At 65.2% G+C, this 16,588-nt stretch carries 12 protein-coding genes; 4 read left to right on the plus strand and 8 right to left on the minus strand.

The features are described 5' to 3' along the window. Positions 1-15: 15 nt before the first annotated feature. Together OIN59_RS22010 and OIN59_RS22015 are read right to left on the minus strand one after the other, a co-directional pair. Positions 16-477: a (2Fe-2S)-binding protein gene (locus tag OIN59_RS22010; protein ID WP_274113876.1), complete on the minus strand. Its 462-nt coding sequence runs from the start codon at positions 475-477 to the stop codon at positions 16-18. A 146-nt stretch (positions 478-623) separates the two neighbouring features. Beyond that, positions 624-1,196: a TetR/AcrR family transcriptional regulator gene (locus OIN59_RS22015; RefSeq protein ID WP_274113878.1), complete on the minus strand. Its 573-nt coding sequence runs from the start codon at positions 1,194-1,196 to the stop codon at positions 624-626. A gap of 117 nt (positions 1,197-1,313) precedes the next feature. Between OIN59_RS22015 and pdxH the strand changes: the two genes are divergently transcribed. Both pdxH and OIN59_RS22025 read left to right on the plus strand, forming a co-directional pair. Further along, positions 1,314-1,955, plus strand: a complete 642-nt coding sequence (gene pdxH, locus OIN59_RS22020) for a pyridoxamine 5'-phosphate oxidase (RefSeq protein WP_274113880.1) — start codon at positions 1,314-1,316, stop codon at positions 1,953-1,955. 170 nt (positions 1,956-2,125) lie between these two features. Further along, positions 2,126-9,130, plus strand: coding sequence for an IPTL-CTERM sorting domain-containing protein (locus tag OIN59_RS22025; protein ID WP_274113882.1), 7,005 nt, complete (start codon positions 2,126-2,128; stop codon positions 9,128-9,130). A gap of 141 nt (positions 9,131-9,271) precedes the next feature. Here the strand turns inward: OIN59_RS22025 and OIN59_RS22030 are convergent, their stop codons facing one another. The 5 genes from OIN59_RS22030 to OIN59_RS22050 form a co-directional block, all read right to left on the minus strand. Then, positions 9,272-10,228 (minus strand): AEC family transporter, encoded by a 957-nt coding sequence (locus OIN59_RS22030; protein ID WP_274113884.1) that lies wholly within the window; start codon positions 10,226-10,228, stop codon positions 9,272-9,274. A gap of 178 nt (positions 10,229-10,406) precedes the next feature. After that, entirely contained in the window at positions 10,407-11,078 is a 672-nt protein-coding gene (locus OIN59_RS22035) for an HAD family hydrolase (RefSeq protein WP_274113886.1), read from the minus strand. Positions 11,079-11,140: 62 nt separating this feature from the next. Next, the gene (locus OIN59_RS22040) at positions 11,141-12,226 is read right to left on the minus strand and encodes an ABC transporter ATP-binding protein (RefSeq protein ID WP_274113888.1); all 1,086 of its coding nucleotides are present in this window, start codon (positions 12,224-12,226) and stop codon (positions 11,141-11,143) included. A 7-nt stretch (positions 12,227-12,233) separates the two neighbouring features. Continuing rightward, the gene (locus tag OIN59_RS22045; RefSeq protein WP_274114012.1) at positions 12,234-13,571 is read right to left on the minus strand and encodes a sensor histidine kinase; all 1,338 of its coding nucleotides are present in this window, start codon (positions 13,569-13,571) and stop codon (positions 12,234-12,236) included. A 56-nt stretch (positions 13,572-13,627) separates the two neighbouring features. After that, on the minus strand, positions 13,628-14,353 hold the full coding sequence (locus OIN59_RS22050) for a response regulator transcription factor (RefSeq protein WP_274113890.1): 726 nt from the start codon (positions 14,351-14,353) through the stop codon (positions 13,628-13,630). A 140-nt stretch (positions 14,354-14,493) separates the two neighbouring features. Between OIN59_RS22050 and OIN59_RS22055 the strand changes: the two genes are divergently transcribed. After that, positions 14,494-14,889 (plus strand): DUF2845 domain-containing protein, encoded by a 396-nt coding sequence (locus tag OIN59_RS22055; RefSeq protein ID WP_274113892.1) that lies wholly within the window; start codon positions 14,494-14,496, stop codon positions 14,887-14,889. Positions 14,890-14,937: 48 nt separating this feature from the next. On the opposite strand, the gene OIN59_RS22060 is transcribed toward OIN59_RS22055, so the two are convergent. Next, the gene (locus OIN59_RS22060) at positions 14,938-15,690 is read right to left on the minus strand and encodes a TOBE domain-containing protein (protein ID WP_274113894.1); all 753 of its coding nucleotides are present in this window, start codon (positions 15,688-15,690) and stop codon (positions 14,938-14,940) included. 116 nt (positions 15,691-15,806) lie between these two features. On the opposite strand from OIN59_RS22060, the gene modA reads away from it, so the two are divergent. Then, positions 15,807-16,553, plus strand: a complete 747-nt coding sequence (gene modA, locus OIN59_RS22065; RefSeq protein WP_274113895.1) for a molybdate ABC transporter substrate-binding protein — start codon at positions 15,807-15,809, stop codon at positions 16,551-16,553. Positions 16,554-16,588 lie beyond the last annotated feature (35 nt).

Consider the following 16,588-nt stretch of genomic DNA (forward strand, 5'->3'; position numbering starts at 1 on the left):
GGTGTTCTCCTTCAATCAAGCCAGGGTTTTTGCAGCGTCATGGATGGCGGCGCGGATGCGCACGTAGGTGCCGCAGCGGCACACGTTGCCTGCCATGGCGGCGTCGATGTCGGCATCTGTGGGTTTCTTCTTGCCCTTGAGCAGCGCGGTGGCGCTCATGATCTGGCCGCTCTGGCAGTAGCCACACTGGGCCACGTCGTGCTTGACCCAGGCGGCGTGCACGGCCTTGCCCACTTTGTCGTTGGCCGTGACAGCCTCGATGGTGGTGATCTTCTGGCCCGCCGCCGCCGAGATGGGCGTGATGCAGGACCGCACCGGGGATCCGTTCAGGTGCACGGTGCAAGCGCCGCACAAAGCCTGGCCGCAGCCAAACTTGGTGCCGGTCATGCCCAGCGTGTCGCGCAAGGCCCAGAGGATGGGGGTGGATTCATCGGCATCCACTGCCGTGTCTTTACCGTTGATATTGAGGGTAGGCATCGTGGGACTCCTTGGGGTGACAGTCGGCGCTCAAAAGCACAGCGCAAGTGGAGGGGCGGCACGGGCGTGCACTGCGCCGCCTTGTTGTTTTAAAAGAATAACCATTCGATTAAACCGCAAAAACCAAGTTCTTGCTGAGGCGCCATCTACGCCTTGATGGCGTCCCAGCAGAGGCCAAACGCCATCTGGTGCACAGCCTCGTCGTCGGGCAACACCTGGGTGCGGATCAGGTTGCCGGTCTCCCGCACCGAGCCCACCAGACTGGCGGTGAGCAGCGGGATGGGCACGGCTTTGAGGATCTCCTGCTGCTGGCCTTCTTCCATCAGCGCAAAAAAGCCCGCCATCAACCGGGTCGAAAACTCGCGGTTGCCTTGGGTAAACCAGGGCGAGTTGTAGTACTGCTCCTGGAACACCACCTCGGCATACTGGTCCAGCCGGTGGCGCAACAGGTTACCCCAGGCGCGCCGTACGCGGGCGCGGTAGGGCATGCCAGGCGCCACGCCGTCCATGATGCGCGCGGCGGTCACGGTCTTGGCGTCTTGATACAGCTGGCTGATGAGCTCGTCTTTGGACGGGTAGTACACGTACAGCGTGCTCGTGGCCACACCCGCCGCCCGGGCAATGTCGGCCAGGGTCAGGCCGCTCAGGCCGCGCTGGGCCACCAGTTCAAAGGTGGCCTGGGCAATGGCGCGCTGTTTCTCGTCGTCTTTGGGTTTCATCAGAACGCTTGAATATAAACGAATCAATATTCGACCACTGCCAAAGCCCGTGGGCCCAAGCCCAGCACCCTGCGCCAACACAGAGCGCCATCGTACGAGAGATGCACAATCGTGGCCATGACCACGAACTCCATTGCCGACCTCCGCAAGAGCTACGAGCGCGCCGAACTCAACGAAGACGCCTCGCACGCCGCCCCCCTGCTGCAGTTTGACCAGTGGCTGAAAGAAGCCATCAGCGCCGAAGTGCCAGAACCCAACGCCATGACCCTGGCCACCGTGGGCAGCGACCTTCGCCCCAGCACCCGCATTGTGCTCATCAAAGGCTATGACGAGCGCGGCATTGTCTGGTTTACCAACTACGACAGCCGCAAGGGCCGCCAGATTGCGGGCAACCCGTATGCCGCCCTGCAGTTCCACTGGGTGGAGCTGGAGCGGGTGGTGCGCATTGAAGGCACAGTAGAAAGGGTCAGCGACGAAGAAAGCGACGAATATTTCCACAGCCGTCCGCTTGACTCGCGCATCGGCGCCTGGGCCAGCCCACAAAGCCAGGTCATTTCAGGCCGGGGCGTGCTGGTGGCCAACGCTGCCAAGTACGGCGCGCAGTTTTTGCTCAAGCCTCCCCGCCCGCCGCACTGGGGCGGGTATCGCCTGAAGCCCGACCAATGGGAGTTCTGGCAGGGGCGCAAGAGCCGCTTGCATGACCGGTTGCGCTATCGGCTGGACGGGGAAACCTGGGTACGGGAACGTCTAGCGCCCTGATACCCCCCTCAGAGGCCCCATCGGCGCTGGGCCTCAGGGTTTGTTACCGTCCTGATACGGGTTAACCACATCATTTCTATCAGATTTGCAGGTTACAGTTGGTAACTTGTATATCAACTAGCAATGGGCCCCGGGGTGTTTGCATGAGCCCATGCAGGCGGGGTGATCCGATGACGCGCTTTTCCTTCAAGGCCTTGCAGCTCACCTTTTTAAGTGCTGCTTTTTTTCTGGCCGGTAATGCACTGTCAGATCCATTTCCGCCCACGCTGGCCAACGGGGCGGCGCACTTTCCACCGTTAGCTTGGCCTGCAGAGCCTGCCAACCCGCAGTTGTGCGGCAACAACTGTGGCGAATGGCTGCCTTACACGCGTTTTCAGAGCGGTATCACTGACCCGCGCACGCAGGACCCCTCCAACGGTGGCACCGCACCGCAGAACTACGTCAATATTGCTTCGTCGTGCGTCGACAAAACGGCGCCCAGTGTGTATTACGCCCTGCGCCAGGGCGCTGCGCCCGATGGCAGCCAGGACACGATCATGTTCCGCTGGCGCGTCGAACAGATCGCCAACACCTACGCCACGGGGCCCAGCGCGGGGGCCTACGCGTCGTCCGATCCCTGGAGCTCTGCGCTGTGGAGCGTGATGTTCGACGTGGACGGCGACGGTTACCTCGACCTGGCCGCGCACCTGGACGGCTCGTCGGGCTCGCCTTCAGCCTCCATCGACCGCATCGCGGGTATCTGGAGCAAGTTGCCCACCCAGTCGCTGGACTACCTGGCCGACCCCACCAACGTGAAATTGCTGGCCCACAACCCCGCCGGCTTTGTGGACCCCGTCTCGGGCAGGCTTCTCAATTTCAGTGTACGCAACGGCCAAAACGAGCCGCAGCCCACCTGGCTCAACGGCAGCGCCGAGAGCGTGTGGGACTACGGCACCACCCGCGCCAAAAAGGTCAGTACCAGTCCCTGCAACGAATATTTTGTGGACTACCAGATCCCCGTGGCGCTGCTGGACGCCAGCGCACAGGGCGGCCCCAAGATCACACGAAACACGCCGATCTCGATGGTGTTTTGTACGGCCAACAGTCTGAACAACCCGTTCCAGAAGGACTGCGCAATCAACAGCGGCTTTGTGGGGCAATCGGGGCAGGCCGCGCCGTTTGGCGACTACATCTCGTTCACGCAAGCGGCGCCCTACTCGCAGCCCATCATCTCGTCCGTGGTAGCGGCGCCGCCCAACACCTGTCCGGGCAGCTACACACTGACAGCCAACGTGCAGGACACGCTGGCGATCGTCAACGGGCAGGTCGTGCCATCGGTGAAGGCGGCGCGCTTTTATTACTACTACGACGCCGACGGTAACGGTCTTGCCGACGACGGTGGCGACTGGACTTTTGCAGCGAATGCCACGCTCAAGGCCGGCAGCATGAACACCTGGGTGGCCGCCTGGAGCGGCGCAGGCTTGCCCAAGGGCAGCTACCTGATAGGTGTGCAGGCGCTGGACGACAACACCTTGGTGGACAACGGCATCACCCCCAACGGCATCAACAACCGCACCTTCTCTTACGTGGCGGGCGATGCGCAAAACCGCATCTATGTGGGCGGTACCTCGTATGCCCCCCTGCCCGGCCATTCGCCGGCCATGGCTACCTCGTCCACAGAAAACTGGTGGGGCAACCCCTCGGTGACTGGCAGCCAGGTGGCGCTGGTGGGCCTGGCGCTCAACAACTGCGGTGTGGCTCCCACCCTCAACAAAACTGCCAGTGTAGCCAACGTGGCCGTGGGCGGTACGGTGGACTACACCTTTGTGGTGTCCAACACGCTCACCCAGTCGCTCTCGATCAGCCGGGTTGAAGACGCACTGCCCAGTGGCTTTTCGTATGTCAGCACGACGGCAGGTTCGCTGGCGCCAACCGCTAGCCCCGCCAACGGCGCGACGGGCGCCGTGGTATGGGACTTCTCGCCCCCTGTTTCTTTGCCTCCGGGGGGCAGCGGTAGCTTTGGCTTTCGCGCGCAGGCGGCCTCTACCTCGGGGCAATACAACAACACGGCCACCGCCACCACCAGCTTTGGAGCCCTGGTCAGCGCACCTGTGCCTGTTGCCGTGGATGCCGTGCGGCTGTCGTTCTCCAAGACGCCCAGCACCTACCAGGCAACCCCCGATGGCACGACGCCTCTGGTCTACACCCTGCGCTACGCCAACGACTCCACGGTGCCATTCACGGGCGCAAGCATTACAGACACCTTGCCTACGGGCGTCACCTTTGTGTCTTGCAGCGGCGGGGCATCCGCCTGCAGCTTTGCGGCTGGCGTGGTGACCTGGCCGTTGGGCACGGTAGACGGCGGCGGCAGTGGCAGCGTGCAACTGACGGTGACCGTCAACAATGGTTATTCCGGCTCCAGTCTGTCCAACACAGCCACACTGTCGGGCACCGACGCCGGGGGCGCACCTGTGTCCCAGACGGCCACGGCGAGCGTTTCCGTGCCCGTGGGGGTGACCCCAGCGGCAGCGTTCTCGTTGACCAAAACAGCTTCGTCAGCGCAGGTGGCACCCGGCGCCAATGTGACCTGGACGCTGTCGTACACCAACACGGGCAATGCCGCAGCCAGCGGTGTGACCCTGTCCGACCCAATCCCCGAGGGCTTTACCTTCGTCTCATGCACCGGTGGGTGCTCTAACAGTTCCGGCACGCTCACGTGGTCCGTAGGTTCGGTGGCCGCGGGCGCCAGTGGCTCCGTCACCGTGACGGCTGCGGCTGCCAGCCCGTTCACGGCGTTCAACCCCGTTACCAACACCGCCACGATCAACTGGTCCGGCAACAGCGGCTCGCCGGTGACTGCCTCAGTGCAGACGGGTGTGACGGGGCAGTCGTGCAGCAAGTATTACTTCCGCAACAGTCTGTTGGACGTGGGCGGCGGCCACGGGTCGCGCCTGATCGCCAATCAGGCGGCGGCTGCGCCCACCGGCGCAGGTGCCACCCAGCAGGTGGCCGTACCCGCCAACGCCGGCAGCTATGTCACCGCACTGGAGTTCTACACCGACCCGGTGACCGCTTCGTCGGTGGACTTCAACGGCGCGATCACTTCGTACATCTATGTGGACCGGGCCAATGGCCCCGGCCTGCTTGTGCGAACGGAGGTGTTCGACTTCAACACCACCACCGGGCTTCTCACCGCTATCGGGGCGCCGGCCGACATCCAGATGAACGGCAGCACCAAAGGGCTGGTGAAAGACAGCACCACCAATGCAGCGCCTACTTTCAACGCCAACGGCACGCTGCAAAAGGGCCACCGTTTGCTGTTCCGCTACAGCGTCAAGTCCGCCAACACGCAGACGTTCAACGTCTACTTTCAATACGACGGCAATGTGGTGACCAACCCCATCAGTGGCGGCACTGCCACTGATGCACCCTCGCGTGGCGAGTTTTGCGTCACGCCGCCCGCCAACCTGTCGTTCAGCAAGAGCGTGAACCTCAGCACTGTCACGGCGGGCGTACAAACCTCCGTGCAGTACACCTTGCGTTTTGATAACACCGGTCAAGCCAAGGCCACGGGCGTGGAGGTGGTGGACACGCTGCCCACGGGGGTTACTTTTGTCAGCGCCACGCTCAACGGCTCGGCCATCACGCCCAGCGTGGCGGGGCAGCAGTTGACCTTCACGGGGGTGCGCTCGTCCACCGATGCGGTGCCGGGCGAGGCGTCAGGCGGCACATCGGGCACGCTGGTGATCAACGCCACGGTAGAAGCGAGTGCCACCGGTGCGTTGACCAACACGGCATCCATCAGCAGCGCGCAGACCGCTCCCAACGCGGCCAGCGCCACCACCGTAGCGCAGACGTCTGGCGGGGGCGGCGGTTCACCACAACTGGTGGTGCAACTGACTGCAGACCGCACCTCGGCGCTGCCCGGCGAAACCGTGGTGTACACCGCTACCGTCGCGAACATCGGAACTGCGGCTGCAAGCAACGTGGTGCTGGAAGCCGGTGTACCCACGCGCAGCTACTACATCTACGGAACCTGTGGCGGTAGTTGCAGCGCGTCCGCGAGCCTGGTGCAGTGGAGTATCCCGACATTGGCGGTGGGGGCTTCGGTGTCGTACACCTTCACCATGCAGGCGGGCAGCACTGGGTTGGCCGCAGGCATCAGCGTGGTGCCCAACCAGGCAAGCGCCTCGGCCACGTCCGTATCGCCAGTCAGCAGCAATACCGTGAATGTCAGTATCAGCGGCAACCCGCTGCTGGGTCTGCTCAAGAGCGTGGCAGGCCCTACGCCTGCGGCACCTGGCAACACGCTGACCTACACCTTGCAGGTGACCAACTCAGGCAGCGTGGCCGCCACCGGCGTGCGTGTGCTGGACCCTGTACCGGCTGGCACCACCTATGCGGGTGCTCTTACGGCATCCAGCGGAACTGGCAGTTTTGACGCCATCAACAACCGTGTGGTCTTCGATGTGGGCAGCCTCGCATCCGGAGGCTCTGCCACGCTGTCGTTTGCGGTCAAGGTCAACGCGATGAGCGCAGGCAGTACGACCATCATGAACACAGCGACCGCCTCGGCCCAGAACGCCCCCGGCGTCACCGCCATGGCATCCAAGACCGCTGGTGCCCAAGCTTCGCTATCACTGACCAAGCAGGCCCCGGCGCAGGTCAGCTACCCTGCGGCCACGCTCACCCAGTCGGCAATGAACACCACACAACTGCGGGTCAACGACAGCAGCCAACTGAGCCTGGGGCAGTACGTGAGCCTGGGAGGCTCCGTGGCGCGTGTGGCGGATCTATCGCCCACCACGCTGACCCTGGCTTCACCGGTCACGGCGCCCGCAGGCAGCTTGATCAAAGCGGCCATCACCTACACCCTGAGCTACGCCAACACGGGCAATGCTGCGGCGGATTCTGTGGTGCTGACCGACACGCTACCAGCGGGCCTGGACTGGGTGGCCTCCATGCCGTCGGCCTCCGTGTCCGGCAGCACGGTGACCTGGAGCCTGGGCACTTTGCAGCCGGGCGAAACGGGCTCGGTGCAACTGGTGGCCCTGCCCCAGTCGTCGGGCAGCTATCTCAACCAGGCCAGCATCAACTGCACAACCTGCGGCGCTGCAGTGCCGGCCAGTGCGAGCACCTCTGTGGGGGGCCTGGTAGTGACCAAACGCACCACTACGCCCGCACTGGCCGCTGGCAGCGTCGCTGAGTACGTGATCGAAGTACGCAACACCTCGACCACAGCCATCACTCCGGTCACCGTCACCGACGTGCTGGCCGCTGGCTTTACCTATGAAAACACGGTGGCGATTCTCAATAACGGCACTCCTGTGGCGGCCAATAGCGCGCCCGCGCCGGGTGACACCGTGCTGGCCTGGGGCAACTTCGCTGTTCAGCCGGGCCAGGCTCTCACGGTGCAGTTCCAGGCGCGCGTATCGACGCAAGCCGGGACGGGTACCTACCAGAACGACGCGGGCGCGACACCGCTGAACCGCACAGTGCCTTACGACTTCCTGCGCTCGACCGCAGAAGACGTCACGGTGCTGGGTGCCGACGCAGGATTGATCGTCGGCGTGGTCTACGAGGACACGGACAACAACGGCCTGCTCGACCCCAGCATCGACCTGCCGATGGGCAATGTGCCGGTGCGGTTCTACGACAGCTCCCACAACATTACCTACGAGGAGATCACCGACGCTGCGGGGCGCTACGCCCGCGTGGTGCCACTCGGTACATGGACGGTGCAGGCCATGACACCCGATCAATCGTCCGGGCAGACCCAAAGCGGTAGTTTGAAGAGTCTGAAAACGGCCAGCATCGTCGTTTCGACCAAGCTGACACTGCGCAGCAACTTCAACAACCCCGCGACGGTGACAGTGGGGTCGTCGCAGGCCGTGCAGGTGGACATGGGCTATGTCAGCGCATTGGGAGTGTCCGATCTGACGATCGCCAAGTCCCACACGGGCAACTTCAGCCAAGGCCAGACGGGTGCGCAATACCGTCTGGTGGTGACAAACACTGGAGCAAGCCCCACGGTGGGAACCGTTACGGTGACCGATACCCTGCCTGCAGGCCTCACCGCCACTGGCGCAGCAGGCACGGGCTGGACCTGCTCTCTGGGAGGGACCGTGGTGTGCTCCCGTTCAGACGCACTGAATGCGGCGGACAGCTACCCAACGATCACGCTCACGGTCTCCGTGGCAGCTAACGCCGCCGCGTCCGTGACCAACACTGCCACCGTGGATGGTGGCGGCGAGACCAACACCGCCAACAACTCGGCGTCAGACGTCACGTCCATCACTCCATTTGTTGCAGCGGCCGACCTGACCCTTACCAAGAGCCATGCCAGCAACTTCACCCGTGGACAGACCAGCGGTGTCTACAGCCTGGTGGTGAGCAACATCGGCGCCAGCGCCACCACGGGCACCGTCAATGTGACCGACGTGCTGCCTGCTGGATTGACGGCGACCGGCATGGCCGGTAGCGGCTGGAGCTGCACGCTCGCCCCGCTGGTCTGCAGCCGGTCGGACAGCCTTGCGGCAGGAGCCTCATATCCCACCATCACCCTGACGGTTGCCGTGGCTGCCAACGCGACTTCGCCTGTGACCAACCAGGCCACGGTGGATGGCGGCGGGGAGACCAACACCACCAACAACACGGCCCTAGACCCCACTATCGTCAACGCCCCGGCCGCAACGGTGGACTTGGGCATTGCCAAGTCGCATGCGGGCAACTTCCGGCCAGGACAGACGGGCGCCTTGTACCAACTGGTGGTCATCAACTACGGCGGATCAGCCTCGACTGGCGTGGTGACCGTGACCGACGCGCTGCCTGCAGGCCTGACTGCAACCGCCATCAGTGGCACAGGCTGGAGCTGCAATCTGGGCAGCCTGAGTTGCACGCGCAGTGACGCGTTGGCCGCAGGCGCTGCCTGGCCCGCCATCACCGTGAAGGTGACGGTATCTGCGCAGGCCCCGGCCAGCGTGATCAATGTGGCCACGGTATCGGGCGGCGGTGACGCCACCCCGGGCAACAACTCTGCGTCGGACATCACCACCATCGCTCCGGCCACGCCAGCATCCATACCTACGCTCAGCGAATGGGGAATGCTGCTGCTCACCTTGCTGATGGCGGGCGCGGTGGCTTGGCCAGCACGGCGACTGCGTGCAGGCATTGGGCCTTTGCAGGGGCGTACCTGACGATACCGTCTTGAAAAATGCAGTGCGGCGCACCGATGCCCCCATGGACGGATAGGTGCAGCGCTGAACGCGACTTTGGCTACCCCCTCCCTGCCCCAGCCCGTTTCGGCTCGGCCTGTATAGACGCACGGGACGCGGGTATCAGCCCACCACCCAGCGCGTCACGGCCAATATCACCACCGGCATCGTGACCAGCCCCAGCGCGGTGGACACCGCCACGCTGGCCGTCACCTCCTCCTCTGCCACGCGGTAGCGCTGGGAGAACAGGAACACATTGGCCCCCACGGGCAACGAAGCCGCCACGATCATCACCGCCAGCGGCAGGCCTGACAGGCCCAGCGCCCAGCCCAGGGCGGCCAGCACGACGGGGTGCACCACGCATTTGACGAGCGCTATGCGCAGCGCGGCCTTGAACTGGTGGCCCACCTTGGTGAACGCCAGCGTCACCCCCACCAGCAGCAGCGCAATGGGCCCCAGCGCCTGGCCCAGCAGCTGTAGGGGCTTGCCCACCACCTCGGGCACCACCAGCCCGGTCTGGGCAAACAGCAGGCCAGCAATGATGGGCAGCGGCACCGGGTGCACGATCCCGTTGCGGATGGCCTGCAGCACGGTGCGCCACATGGGCTGCTGCACCCCGCCCGCTCGCCCGGCGTGTTCGCGCGCCGCGGCCAGCTCGAACACCACGGTGGCGGCGGTCAGCAGGATGAGCGAGTGCACCGAGATCAGGGTGAACAGCGTGACCAGCCCCGCATCGCCAAACACCAGCCCCACCAGCGGCACGCCGATCATCAGCGTGTTGCTGAAGGTGTTGGCCAGCGCACGCGCCGCGCCCAATGTGCTGAAGCCCTGCACCGCCAGCGTGGCCGCGTAGACCACGCCAAACGCCACAAAATAGATGCCCACGGGGCCAAAGTTGAGGTCTTCGATGTGCACCGTGCTCATGGTGCGAAACAGCAGCGCGGGCGTGAGCACCATGAACACCAGATTGGCCAGGTCCTTGACGGATTCGGCACGTATCCAGCCACGCCGCCCCACATAAAAGCCAATGGCGATGAACAGGATGACGGGGATCAGCGAGGTGAAGACGGGAGAGTTCAAGGGGCAAAGCGGCAGGCGCGCGGACAGACAAGCGGGCGGTGTGGCCGTGTATTGTGGCCTTAGTTGTTACCTTGTTCGCGCAGCAATGCTCTGCTATTGATAGCTATCAGGGCATGTTTCACGTGCGCCTGCCGCCAATTTCGTTCCATATCCATCGCACACAACAGTGCTCGCGTGTTCAACGCCCGCACGGGGGCGGTAACTGGCCCAGCAGCTCCAGCAAGCCTGCCAGCCCGTCCACCCGGTAGTCAGCCAGCTCCCAGGGCTCAACCCCTGGCCGCACGGTCTGGACGGTGGTAGCCCCCAGAGCACGCCCGGCCGCCAGTTCGGACAGGGGGTTGTCGCCCACCACCAGCATCTGGCGGGGCGCGCAGCCCTCGCGGGCCAATATCTGCTCAAAAATGGCCTGCTTGCCATGCCCGGCGCCGGTGGGTGGAGCATCAATCGCGTCGATGAGCACCTGTTCGAACCAGGGGCGGATTCCCAGCGCGTCGATCTTGCTGTCCTGCAGGCGCCGAAAGCCGCTGGTGACCAGATAGCGCCGCAACGGAATGCTCGGCAGCAGCCCTATGTCGGAATAGCCTTGCAACGGCGCCTTCACCTGCATCTGGCTGAACTGCTGCCACCCCGCCGCGCGCATTGCGGGGGTGAAGTGGTGGCGCTGGGCCACCAGATCGAACGCGGTGAACCAGCAGGCCTGAAGCGCCTGGTCAAGGGCCTCTGGGCTCAACGCCCCCTGGTTGGCTTGCCGCACCGCCTCGAAAGCGGGCTCGAACAAAGGCCCGACCGCCCGCGCATCCAGCAGGCAGTTGTCCAAGTCAAAAACAGCAACGGTGTAGTCCAAAGGCATCGCTCGTGAAAAAAAGGGAGGCATCGAATGGCGTGAGGTTCTCCGGGCAGGCGCAACCGCCCTTATCCGGCCACGACGGACACCCCATGGTCCGCCAGAGTCAGGCTGACCGGAGCGCCCACATCCAGCGGCAATTCCACCAGCGGTGACACCACAAAAATGGCGCCCAGGGCGCTGGCAAAGGTGTATTCCATGACGCTGCCCAGGTACGTGCAGCGGGTGACCCGCGCGGCCAGGCCCGCCGATGTGGCTGGCCCGATCACCCAGGCCTCGGGGCGCACGGCGATCTTGACCGGGCCTGCAGGCAGTGCTGCGGGTGACGGCACACGCAAGGGCCCCAGCTGCGCGTAGCCACAGGCCTCGGACCAGGCTGGCGCTGGCGGGTGGTTCAAGGCCGCGAACAGCATCGCCTCACCCATGAACCCCGCCACAAACTCGGACGTGGGTTGCTCGTACAGCTCGCTGGGCGCGCCGCGCTGGGCGATGGCACCCCGGTCCATCACCACGATCTGGTCGCTGACGGCCAGCGCCTCGCTCTGGTCGTGGGTGACGTAGGCCACCGTGAGTTTCAGGCGCTGCTGCAGGGCCCGAATCTCCTCGCGCATGGCACGCCGCAAGCGGGCGTCCAGGTTGGACAGGGGCTCGTCGAACAACAGCACCGCAGGCTCCAGCGCCAGCGCGCGCGCCAGGGCCACACGCTGCTGCTGCCCGCCAGACAGCTCGTGCGGCCTGCGCTGGTCCAGGCCGTGCAGGCCCACGGTGTCGAGCATGGCGCGTGCCTTGTCGCGCACCTGCTGCTTGCCCAGGCCCGACAAATGCAAGCCATAGACCACGTTGTCGATGACGTTCATGTGCGGAAACAGCGCGTAGTTCTGGAACACCAGGCTCACATTGCGCTGCGCCGGGCCGAGGGGGGTCACGTCCTGCCCGTCAATGAAGATGCGTCCCGATGTGGGAGATTCGAGCCCTGCAATCAGGCGCAGCGTGGTCGTCTTGCCGCAGCCCGACGGCCCGAGGATGGTCGTGAGCGTGCCGCGCGGCACACTGAAGCTGATGTGATCCACCACCAACGGGGCGCTGGCCAACGGGCCGTACCGCTTGCACACCCCCCGGAACTCGATGCCATGCGCGGCAGATGACTCCTTCACGGACATCTCATTCTTCCCAGGCCACCACGGCATCCACACCGATGACCTGCCCCGCGTCCATGCGGTTGAACAAGGTGACCTGGGCACCCATCGCCTCGGCAATCTGCCGACAGATCGACAACCCCAAACCCACCCCGCCCTGCCCGGCCGAAAACGGCTGGAACAATCGCTGCCGCACGGCGTCGTCAATGCCGGGGCCCTCGTCCCACACCAGCAACTCTCGCCGCCCGGTGCTGTCGCGCAGCAGCACCCCCAGCCGCCCGTGGGTGGGCGTGTGGTGGATGGCATTGGCCAGCAGGTTGCGCATGAGTTCGCCCAGCAGCGCAGCATCGCCGGGCGCCCACAGCATGTCGGGGCCCTCCAGGGCAAAGTCCAGCCGCTTGGCCGCAATCAGCGGTGCCAGCTCCATCACGGACTCGCGGGCAATCGCGTTCAGGTCCACGCTGGGCAGCTCGCCCATGCGCTTGAGCTGCTCCACCTTGCTCAGGCTCAACAACTGGTTGGCCAGGCCCGAGGCGCGGTCCACGGTGTGCAGCATCTGGTGCAGGGCGTCCCTCACCTGCATGTCGCCCGCAATGGCCGACTGCAACTGGGTGCGCAACACGGCCATGGGGGTCCGTAGCTGGTGGGTGGCATCGGCCAGAAACCGCCGCTGTTCCTCGATCCAGCGGCTCTGGCTTTGCTGCAGCTCGCCAAAATGCTGCACGGCGGGCGCCAGCTCCAACGGCCCCTCGTAGGCCTGGCCCGCACCGCCCACCACATCACCACTTGGTGACCGCATCAGCGACACATCCGCATGTCGCAGCCAGCCCGACGCCACCCGCGCCAGCACCACGCCCACAGCGGTCATGGCCAATGCCAGCAGGACCACCCAAAGCAGGCCCGAGTCACCACCCAGCAGGCTGCGCGCACCGGGCAGGCGCTCGCCCAGCGGGCGGGCCACCTGGCGCACCACGGGGGCTGCCGCCCCTTGCCCCGCCTCTACGGCAGCGGGCTGGTGCAGGGTCACCGCCACCCGCACCAGTTGGTCGCCGATCTGCGCCAGGTAGAGGTGCACGGAGCCAGGGTCACGCACCGCCTCGGTGGGGGGCACACGCGGCAGGTCTGCACTGCCCGCCAGGCGTTCGCCCTCCAGGTTGCTTTCGCGGTACCAGGGCCCGGAGACGGACTGGGCAGGCATCGATGCATCTTTGCCCACCAACATATCTGCAGGCCAGTGCGCCAGCGCCTGGCTCAGGGCCTCGTCTTGCGCGGCGGCGTCATGCAGCGCCTGCTGTGCCCATTGCCCCAGGCAGATCGCCCCCACCAGCCCCCACAGCGGCACCAGCCAGCCCACCAGCAGCACCCGCTGCAATGAGCCGCCACGCGGCCTCCATGGCCGCTTGTGCCACCACCGCAGCGTCACCGGGCCACCCCGCCTTTGTCGGATTTGTCGGCTTTTTCCGTCTTGTGGGCGGCCATGCTGTCGGCATCGCACAGCAGGTAGCCCACGCCGCGCAGCGTCACGATCTCGGCGTTGGTGCCCACCAGCTTTTTTCGCAGCCGGTGCACCACCACTTCCACCGCGTCGGCTTGCACCTGCTCGTCCGTATTGGCAAACACCTGGGTACGCAGCTCTTCCTTGCTCACCACCCGCTCCACGCGCGACATCAGCAGCCGCAGCAGTTCGGCCTCCCGCTGCGACAGCTCAAGAGGCAAGGCGTCGTTGTAGAACACGCCGCTGCCCGGCTCGCGGTACAGCGCGCCGCAGCGCAACTGCCCGTCGCGCCCCACGCGGCGCGTAAGGGCCCGCAGCCGCGCCACCAGCTCGTCCAGGTCAAACGGCTTGGCCAGGTAGTCATCGGCCCCGGCCTCCAGCCCTGCCACCCGGTCCGTGACGGCGGCGCGGGCCGTCAATGCCAGCACCGGCGTGGTGCTGCCACCATCGCGCAGGCGGCGCAGCACCTCCAGCCCGTCCAGGCCCGGCAACGACAGGTCGAGCGTGATCACATCAAACGCGGTGCGCCGTGCGGCCGCCAGCGCCTCCTTGCCATCGGCGCAGCACAACACCTCGAACCCACGCGCCACCAGACTGCGGCTCAGCGCCCCGGCCAGATCAAAATCGTCTTCGACCAACAGCAGTTTCATCCCCCGATCATGCCGCCTGTGGCGGCCTCGGGCCACTGTGCTTTTACGGACGGGCGATGAAAGCGAAGCGAAAGGCGGTGCCTGCCACTCTGCGGCAGGGCCGCTGTACAGTGACATGCAGCACTTCTGAAGCACCCATCATGAAAGACCTCCTGAACCAGCCCGCGCTGCCAGATCGTTGTCAAAGGACATTGCGGCTGGTGGCCGCCACCCTGGCACTGAGTTTGGCGCCACCTGTGCACGCCTCTCAGTCGATGAGCTGCAATGGTTCGCTGGTGGGCAAGGGGGATTCTCCGGTGACCCTGCTCCAGAGGTGTGGTGATCCCATTTACCGCCAGGGCGTGTGTGTTTCCATGCTGCAGCTGGGCTGGGTGGTGACGCCCTACCGTCCGGGCAGTCCCGCAGCGGTGCTGGCCAACCAGTGTGTGCCCATGGAAGAGTGGACGTACGACCGGGGGCCGGGCACTTTTCTGGGGGTGGTTCGCATCTACAACGGCACGATCGAGTCCGTGCGCGACGGCGATCGCAGCAGGTAGCTGGGCCCGCTGGCCCTCCTGTCAAATGCGCTGGACGGCGCTCAACCCTCAGGAAGTCGCAGCGATGACGATGCTGGATTCGTCAAAAACCGCCGTGGCCTGCTGGCCCGCTCGAACCGTGGCTCCTTCAGCGGCAAAGCCGACCAGCTGGATGCCGCTGGGCAGCTGCAGCACCACCTCGGGGGTGGCGCCGCGAGCGACGCTCCGCACCACCCCGGCCATGGCATTGCCTGCGGGATTGGCCGGGGCCGGGGCCACTTGAACCGCCGTCGCCTTGCACAGCGCCAGCACACCAATCCCAGCTTTCAAACCCAGCAACTGTGCGCTGACCCGCGTGATGGATGCATGCAGCGCCTGCCCATCCGCCAGCAGCAGCTGCACACGCACCTGCCCTCCCACGGCCCGCACCTTGCCCACGGTGCAAGGAAACTGGTTACGCATGCTGGTGCGCAGCGCCAGTGCCGCGCGGCCGGTCGCTGCGTCGTCGTCGCTCTTCAGTTGGCCCAGCACCTGCTGGCGTGCATCCGCCAGCGCATGGGCCGCCTGCAGCACCCGCTGGCCGGCTGGGGTGATCGCAGCCCCGCCACCGCCACTGCCGCCCACCACTTTCTCGACCAGCGGCACCCCGGCCAGGTTGGTCAACGTCTCCAGCGCCTGCCAGGCGGCCTTGTAGCTCACACCAGCGCCCCGCGCTGCCTCGGAGATGGAGCCCACCTCGCCAATGCGACGCAGGATGTCGATGCGCTTGTCCGTGGCCTCGTGGCCCAGCACGTCGGCCAGTGGCAGGGAAGAATTGCTCATGCGGCCATGTTAACTGCGTGGTACGGGAGGATGCGGCACTGCTGTTCATCAGCGGAATAGCGAAACGGCGGCCATGTTACAGTCCCGCTATTCCAATAAAGAATAGCGAGGTTGTCGTGAAGCGTTTCCTGTTGTCCCTGGCTGCCTCGTTGGCGGTAGCGGTTTCGGCCCATGCGAGTGAGGTGTCGGTGGCCGTAGCCGCCAACTTCACGGCCCCCATGCAAAAGATTGCCAGCCTGTTCGAGCAGGACACCGGCCACAAGACCACACTGGCTTTTGGCTCCACCGGGCGGTTCTATGCGCAGATCAAGAACGGTGCGCCGTTCGACCTGCTGCTGTCCGCCGACGATGAAACCCCGGCCAAGCTCGCCAAAGAAGGCCTGGCGGTCGATGCCAGCCGCTTCACCTACGCCATTGGCAAGCTGGCGCTGTGGAGCAAACAGCCCAGCCTGGTAGACGCACAGGGCCAGGTGCTCCAATCCGGCAAGTTCGACAAAATCGCGGTGGCTGATCCCAAGCTCGCACCCTACGGAGCCGCTGCAGTGGAGGTGATGACCCAACTGGGCGTGCTGAACACCTTGCGGCCCAAGTTGGTGCAGGGCGAGAACATTGCCCAGACCCACCAGTTTGTCGCCACCCAGAATGCCCAGCTCGGCTTTGTCGCCCTGTCGCAGGTGATGGCCGATGGCCGGCTGGTGGAGGGCTCGGTATGGGCCGTCCCTGCAACGCTCTACTCCCCCCTGCGCCAGGACGCCGTGCTGCTGAACAAGGGCCAAGGCAACGCGGCAGCGGCAGCGTTGCTGCAATACCTCAAGGGAGACAAGGCGCGGGAGGTCATCCGCGGCTTTGGCTACGAGCACTGAGATACTCACACCCCATCCCCATCCCCATCCCCATC

The organism is Acidovorax benzenivorans (assembly GCF_028680575.1).
GTDB lineage: Bacteria > Pseudomonadota > Gammaproteobacteria > Burkholderiales > Burkholderiaceae_C > Acidovorax > Acidovorax benzenivorans.